Annotated in this window: 6 protein-coding genes; all 6 read left to right on the top strand. The window is 63.9% G+C overall.

The features are described 5' to 3' along the window. The first annotated feature begins 109 nt into the window (after window positions 1-109). Entirely contained in the window at window positions 110-1,354 is a 1,245-nt protein-coding gene (locus JF66_RS14140) for a glycosyltransferase family 1 protein (protein WP_051973557.1), read from the top strand. Between the two features lie 37 nt (window positions 1,355-1,391). Continuing rightward, window positions 1,392-2,912 (top strand): lipopolysaccharide biosynthesis protein, encoded by a 1,521-nt coding sequence (locus tag JF66_RS14135; protein ID WP_051973556.1) that lies wholly within the window; start codon window positions 1,392-1,394, stop codon window positions 2,910-2,912. Window positions 2,913-2,944: 32 nt separating this feature from the next. Then, window positions 2,945-4,522: an acyl-CoA ligase (AMP-forming), exosortase A system-associated gene (locus tag JF66_RS14130; RefSeq protein ID WP_051973555.1), complete on the top strand. Its 1,578-nt coding sequence runs from the start codon at window positions 2,945-2,947 to the stop codon at window positions 4,520-4,522. Beyond that, window positions 4,519-5,745, top strand: coding sequence for a pyridoxal-dependent decarboxylase, exosortase A system-associated (locus JF66_RS14125; RefSeq protein WP_035879113.1), 1,227 nt, complete (start codon window positions 4,519-4,521; stop codon window positions 5,743-5,745). Before JF66_RS14130 ends, JF66_RS14125 begins: the two co-directional genes overlap by 4 nt. Window positions 5,746-5,769: 24 nt before the next feature. Beyond that, complete coding sequence (locus tag JF66_RS14120; protein WP_035879112.1) at window positions 5,770-6,027, top strand: acyl carrier protein; 258 nt, start codon at window positions 5,770-5,772, stop codon at window positions 6,025-6,027. Between the two features lie 159 nt (window positions 6,028-6,186). After that, the coding region (locus JF66_RS23060; protein WP_035879111.1) for a DUF4082 domain-containing protein at window positions 6,187-7,323 on the top strand (1,137 nt) is incomplete at its 3' end.

Here is a 7,323-nt window from a genome sequence, read left to right as displayed (position 1 = left end):
GTGGGTCGACGACCCGGGGAATACTCGCAACGGACGGTGACGACATGAGTCGAGTGGCTCCCCGCGTTGTGCCGTTCGGCCAACTCCCCGTGAATGAAAGGTCCTCGAGATGACTCCGACGCTTCCCTCTATCGGCGAGCATTCTCGTCAGCTCGGCTCCCGGGTCACCCGGGCTACCGGCATTCTTCGCACGGAAGGTCCTCGTGTGCTCGCCCAGCGCCTCGCACGTTACTCCTACAAGAGACTCGGGGCGGCGAGTCTCGATGAGCCGCTCTTCGACGACGACATCGCAGACTCGACGCAACTGAATCTGTTGTTCCCCGAACGTCGTCCGCCGCGGTCACAGCCGCTTCGAATCGGGTGGGTGATGGTGCCACCCAGCGCAGGTTCGGGAGGTCATACGACTCTGTTTCGCATGGTGGAGGCGCTTGAGCGCGCGGGCCATCGCTGTGTGCTCTTTCTTTACGACAGGTACGGCGGTGATACACGCGCCCACGAGCGGGTCATCCGCGACTGGTGGCCGAACATTCAGGCCGAAGTGCGCGACGCAGCCGATGGAATCTCCGGCATCGACGCCTGCGTTGCGTCAGGATGGGAAACGGCACACGTCCTGGCGCGCCGGGGCACGGCCCCGATGCAGCGCCTGTACTTCATCCAGGATTATGAGCCCTACTTCTACGCGCATGGATCGATGTATTCTCTGGCGGAGGACAGCTACCGGTTCGGGTTTCGCACGATTGCCCTGGGCGAGATGGTTGCGATGCTTCTTCGGTCGGAGATCGGAATTCTTCCAGACATCACCGAGTTCGGTTGTGACACGTCGGTGTACCGTTTGCTCCCCGAGCGTGAACGCAGCGGCGTGGTCCTCTTCGCCCGGCCCGAAGTGCCCCGGCGAGGATACGCGTTGGCGCGATTGGCCCTCCAACGGTTCCATGGGCTGCACCCCGAGGTCCCGATCCACATCTACGGATCGGAGGCCAAGGGTCTTCCCTTTCCCGCGACGCAGCACGGGAGGCTCACGCCGACGGCACTCAACGAGCTCTACAATTCCAGCATCGCCGGACTGGCCATGTCCTTCACCAACATCAGCCTTGTGGCAGAGGAGATGCTGGCGGCGGGCACGATTCCCGTGGTGAATGACTCTGTGCATTCCCGGGCTGACCTCGTGAACGATCATGTGCGATGGGCCACCCCGACGCCGCACGGGATCGCCGCGGCCCTCAGTGCGGCAGTGACGCGCTCCGATGTGGCCACGGCAGCACGGGCGGCATCCGAGTCCGTGCGGCAGATCGGCTGGACGAGGGCACAGGCTGACGTCGTTCGGATCGTGGAGGACGAGGTGTACGGCTCATGACGTTCGTCGTGGGCGAGAGACGAATGGTGCGACGAATATGACGGGTCACGTGCCTGTGACGCCGAAGCAGCCCGACGTGTCCATCAGCGCACAGGCGGCGTCGGGCGTGTTCTGGCTGACCGTTCAGAAGTGGGCGATCCGCATTTCCGGGTTGGTGACCATTGCGGTGCTCACGCGTGTCCTGAGCCCGCAGGACTTCGGCACCGTTGCTGCTGCGTCGACGGTTCTGCCATTTTTCTACCTGCTCTCCGACATCGGCTTCATGGCGTATATCGTTCAGGTCGACAAGGTCGACCGTCGGATGCTGAGCACGAGCTTCTGGTTCTCGTCCCTGGCGGGCCTCCTGCTGGCCGGGGCATTGATCGGTGCGGCCCCGCTGTTCGGGGGTGTATTCGGATCAGCGGAATTCGTCCCAGTTCTGCAGGTCCTGTCCTTGGGTGTGGTTCTCACGTCAGTTTCGTCAGTGCCGATGGCACTGCTCCGTCGGGAGATGAGATTCCGCGCGATCGCGGTTCAAGGAACCGCGTCCGCTGTCGTTGCACAAGTCGTCGCCGTGACGATGACGCTGACCGGGTTCGGCGTGTGGGCTCTCGTCGGCCAGGCATTGTCGTCCCAGGTGGTCATGGTCGTGCTTGCGTGGCTAGCGGCGAAGTGGGTTCCGGCTTTCGAATTCTCCCGACGAGAGTTCTCGACCATGGCGCGCTTCGGGAGCAACGTGCTCGGTGTCGAATTCATCGCCATGTGTCGCGCCTGGGGAGAAGCGGCCATCATTTCTTCCACCCTCGGGCTCTCGGCGCTGGGTTTCCTGAACATCGCCCAGCGACTCGTGCAGATAGTCCAGGACCTCACCGGGGCGGCTCTCGTCACGGTCTCCACGAGTGCGTTCGCCAAGATCAAGGAGTCCTCCGGTCGTCTTCAGAGGGCCTATGTCCGCGCCCTGCGCATGACGTATGCCGCCATGTCGCCACCGCTCACGCTCCTCGCGATCGCCGCACCTTTGATCCTCCCCGTTGTCTTCGGTAGCGGTTGGGAGCAGAGTGCACGAGTGGCCCAGGTTGTTGCCCTCTCGGGCATCTTGGTGGTCGGCGCGAGTCTCGACCAAGGCCTCTTTTATGGGGTCGGCAAGCCCGGCCAGTGGTTTCTGTACGCTGTGATTATCGACACCTGCAGTGTCGTGGTGACAGCGATCACCGCTCAGTGGGGCCTCCAGGCCGTCGCTGTGGGTTTTCTGGTCGTGGCGGCGTTCGCGACCGCCAGCCGTTGGTTCCTGGTAGCGAAGCTTCTGAAGGTTTCTCCGAGGGCGCTCGTTGGGCCATTCGGCTTCCTCGCAGTGGCGGTCTTGGCTGGAGGTGGAGCCGGATTGCTGGTGCTCGCTGTCTCGGCAGACCTCCTGCCGATCGTGAGAATCGCCATCACCGGTCTGGCCGTTCTCCTCGCCTACCTCGTGGTGCTGCGACTCCTGGCCCGCCAGGTCATTGACGAGCTTGCGGGCTTTATCCCCCGATTCACTCGAGCCACCCGATTCCGCGCCTCAACGACGCCGACGGACCTCTCATGACACACAGCACCATTCGAGCGGAGCACACGCTAATGCCAGCCAGAACTAATCTCCATCACCTGCTCAGTCAGGCGGTGGCCGAAACGCCGAATGCCTCGGCGCTGACCTATCGGGGGATGACCATCAGCTACTTCGAGACTTGGCGCCGGTGCAACGCCGCCACCGCGCAGCTTCTCGGCGTGGGCCTTCAGCGTGGCGACCGGGTGGCGATTTACCTCGAGAAACGTTTCGAGACCGTCACGTCGATCTTCGCCGTTTCCGCCGCCGGGGGAGTGTTCGTGCCGATCAACCACGTGCTGAAGGCTACTCAGGTCGGCCACATTCTCGGCGACAGCGCTGCGAGAGTGCTCGTCACCTCGGCCGACAGGCTCGCCCAGCTGGCGTCGGTGCTGGCGGAAACGCATGTCGAGCACGTGATCGTGGTCGGCGATGCCGGGCTGGAGGTGCCGGCACCGTGGACGGTCCACAGCTGGGACGACCAGGGTTTGTTGTCACGAGACCGGGACATTCCGCACGTTATCGACATCGATCCGGCCGCGATTCTCTACACCTCAGGGAGTACCGGTCAGCCGAAGGGCGTTGTGCTCAGCCACCGCAATCTGATCGTCGGCGCCGAGAGTGTGTGCTCGTACCTGAAGAACACGAGTGACGACGTCATTCTCAGCGTGCTGCCGCTCAGCTTCGACGCTGGGCTGAGCCAGGTGACGACGGCCTTTTCGGCCGGCGCTCACTGCATCCTGATGAACTATCTGTTGCCCCGAGAAGTGCCCAGGCTGTGCGAGCAGTACGGCGTCACGGGCATTACCGGCGTGCCGCCGCTCTGGCTGCAACTCGCGGACGTGGCGTGGCCGCTCGCCGTGGCGGGTCGCCTGCGCTACTGGGCGAACACGGGAGGCCGCATGCCCCGTCCGACGCTTGACCGCCTCCGTGGGATCTTTACCGAGGCTGACCCCTACCTCATGTATGGCCTGACGGAGGCTTTCAGGTCCACGTACCTTGATCCCGCTGAGATCGATCGACGTCCTGACTCGATCGGCAAGGCCATCCCCAATGCCGAGATTCTCGTGCTCCGTCCGGACGGAGTACGGTGCGATCCCGGGGAGGAAGGAGAGCTCGTGCACCGCGGCGCGCTGGTCGCGCTTGGCTACTGGAACGATCCGATGCGAACCGCCGAACGCTATCGACCGGTCCATCATGCAGGGCAGGACTGGCGGGCGCCGGAGAGAGCCGTCTGGTCGGGCGATCGGGTTGTGGCGGACGACGAGGGCTTTCTCTACTTCGTGGGACGGCGCGATGACATGATCAAGACGTCCGGCTATCGAGTGAGTCCGAACGAGATCGAGGAGGCCGCCCACAACACCGGGCTTGTGCGAGACGCCGTAGCTATGGGGCTCGACGATCCGGCTCTCGGCCAGCGCATTGTGCTGATGGCCACGCCCGTTGCTGACGCACTCGATGTGGACGCCTTGACCGCTGCGCTCAAACGGGTCCTGCCGCTCTACATGGTGCCCTCTCTCATCGAGGTTCGCGACGAACTACCGCGTTCGCCCAACGGCAAGTACGACCGCAACAGTCTGCGCTCCGAGTTGCTGCTGGAGGTGTCACGATGAAGCCGCACGAGCATGCAGCAGCCTTCGGCACCGTCGACGGTGAGCTCCGGGTCGGCGGGATGCCGCTGAGCAGACTGGCAGCCCGCGTCGGGTCGACGCCGTTCTTTGCCTACGATCGCGCCCTTCTCGATCAGCGTGTCGATCTGCTGCGCTCGCTGTTGCCGGGTCGGATTGAACTCAGCTTCGCGATGAAGGCGAATCCGATGCCGGCCGTCGTGCAGCATCTGGCGCGCCGGCTTGACCGGATCGACATCGCGTCCGGGCTGGAGCTGCAGACCGCGCTCGACACCACGATTCGCGCTGACAGGGTCAGCTTTGCCGGTCCGGGCAAGACGCCCGCTGAGATCCGGCAGGCGGTCGCGGCCGGCATCCTGATCGAGATCGAGTCCACCACTGAGTTTCGTCGGGTGATCACCGCGGGCGACGAACTCGGGCTCACGCCGAACGTCGTCGTACGCGTCAACCCGGATTTCGCGGTGAAGGGGTCGGGGATGCGGATGGGCGGCGGGCCGCAGCAATTCGGTGTCGACGCCGAGCAGGTGCCCGCGCTGTTGCGTGAATACGCCACCGCGGGAGCGAACGTGCTCGGATTCCACGTGTTCGCCGGCTCCCAGAATCTGAACGCGGAGATCATCGCCGAGGCGCAGCGGCGTACCGTCGACCTGGTCAGCGGCCTCGCCGAGCACCTGGCCGCACCACTACGCTATTTCAACCTGGGTGGCGGGTTCGGCATCCCTTATGTCGTCAAAGACCAGCCGCTCGATCTGAACGCGGTCGCCGCAAACCTTCAGGAGCTGGTCGACGGGCCGATCGCCGAGCGGATGCCCGAGGCAAGCCCGGTGATCGAGCTGGGTCGGTACCTCGTCGGAGAGTGCGGGGTGTACGTCACGAAGATTCTTGACCGCAAGGTGTCACGCGGCAAGACATTTCTGGTCGTCGACGGCGGTATGCATCACCAACTGGCGGCCTCGGGTAACTTCGGCCAGGCAATCCGTCGAAACTACCCCGTCGTGGTCGGAAACCGTGTCGAGCTCGCAGCCGATGAGGCGGTCACTGTCGTGGGATGCCTCTGCACGCCGCTCGATCTGCTCGCCGACAATGTCGAGTTGCCCCGCGCCGACATCGACGACTTCATCGTCATCTTCCAGGCGGGGGCATACGGCCTCACGGCCAGCCCAACCGCCTTCCTCGGACATCCCGCGCCCGCGGAAGTCCTCATCTAACATCCCCCTAGCTAGGAGCAACCCATGACCGACACCCTGAACGCCGTTCGCAATGTACTGATCGAGAGCCTGGAGTTGCAGCACCGCCCGGAAGACCTGCGGGAGGAAACCCTGTTGTTCGGCTCCCTGCCGGAACTCGACTCCTTCGGGGTGGTCAGTCTCGTGGCGTCGATCGAGGAGCGCTTCGACATCACCGTCGACGACGATGAGTTCGGCGCCGACATCTTTGAAACCGTCGGCACGCTCACCGGGTTCGTGAGTGCAAAACTCGCCGCAGTCTGACCGTGCGGTTCGCGCGGCTCAATTTCTCGTCCCAGAAGTGGGTTCGATCGCCTGAGGCACGTCATCAACCGCTCCATCCGCGCGGCAGCCCCAGTGGCCCCCTACGGTTGCATAGCTCCGCATGAACCTTCCGTGTACGCCACACGAAACACGCCAACAATGTCCATTACGGCACGGTCAAAACTGAAGAATTCCTCCACGCCCATCGCCGCACGGCCGTGGCGTCGCGCGTCAATAATCTCCCTGGTAACCGCATGCGCCCTTCTTTTCACCGGGACAGCTGCATTCTCGGCACTGTCCGCGACATCCGGTTTCGCACCCACCGCACTCTCCGCGACGTCCGCAACGCTCTCCGGTTCTGAAACGCCCGCTGTCGCAGCTGAAACCGGTGACTCGGCGGCTGTCGAGCTGGGTGCCTTCAATGCCTCGCAGGCCTTTTACAAGGTCTCCAGCAACACCGGCACCCATGTCGGCCACCTTCGGTCGTCTACCGGCGTCAAGCTCGCTTCGGTGACATTTACGGGGGAGACGTCCACCGGCTCGCAGCGCGCCACTCTGGCCGCGCCTGTTGTGTTGACACCCGGAGTAACCCATGTTGAATCCTATGTCGCTCCGAAAGGACGCTATTCCTACACCTCAAAGTACTTCTCGACGGCCAAGACCACCGGCCCGCTGAGCGCTCCCACCACGAACGGGCGTTATCGCTACGCGAGTGCCGGGGGATTCCCGACCTCCACGTGGAACGCATCGAATGACTTGGCCGATGTGACCTTCAACGCCGAGGTCGTCCCGACTCCGGCACCGGCACCGGCACCGATTCCGGCGCAGACTCCGATTCCGGCGCAGACTCCGATTCCGGCGCAGACTCCGATTCCGGCGCAGACCCCGACTCCGGCGCCGACCCCGACTCCGGCGCCGACACCTACTCCACTCCCCACTCCGCTGCCGGACACCTTCCCGAACGCGGACACGACGGGGCCCCCTGCGGGCACCACGCTGAAGGCTTCAGGCGGCATCACGATCACGACCGCAGGTGCTGTCTATGACGGCTACGCCTTCGCCGGCGATGTGGTTGTCCGGGCCAACAACGTGACGATCCGTAACTCCGTCGTGAACGGCCGGATTGCTATTGATCTGCCGTACTCCGGGCTGCTCATGCAGCGCATCGAGATCGTCGGTCCTGGCCCGGGCTATGTCACGAAATATCCCGGACTGGGCTTCGTCAACTTCACCTGTGACGCCTGTGACATTCACGGATGGGGTGATGGCATGATGACCGACGGGAACGCGACAATC

It is taken from the genome of Cryobacterium sp. MLB-32, assembly GCF_000738085.1.
In the GTDB taxonomy this organism is placed as follows: domain Bacteria; phylum Actinomycetota; class Actinomycetes; order Actinomycetales; family Microbacteriaceae; genus Cryobacterium.
Note: the sequence above shows the minus strand (reverse complement) of the source record. Positions and strands in the feature narration are given on the sequence as shown.

Excerpts from the sequence above, each read along its gene's own strand:
- JF66_RS14135 (WP_051973556.1), top strand. The coding sequence starts at position 1,392 with ATGACGGGTCACGTGCCTGTGACGCCGAAGCAGCCCGACGTGTCCATC.
- JF66_RS14120 (WP_035879112.1), top strand. The coding sequence starts at position 5,770 with ATGACCGACACCCTGAACGCCGTTCGCAATGTACTGATCGAGAGCCTG.
- JF66_RS14125 (WP_035879113.1), top strand. The coding sequence starts at position 4,519 with ATGAAGCCGCACGAGCATGCAGCAGCCTTCGGCACCGTCGACGGTGAG.
- JF66_RS14130 (WP_051973555.1), top strand. The coding sequence starts at position 2,945 with ATGCCAGCCAGAACTAATCTCCATCACCTGCTCAGTCAGGCGGTGGCC.
- JF66_RS14140 (WP_051973557.1), top strand. The coding sequence starts at position 110 with ATGACTCCGACGCTTCCCTCTATCGGCGAGCATTCTCGTCAGCTCGGC.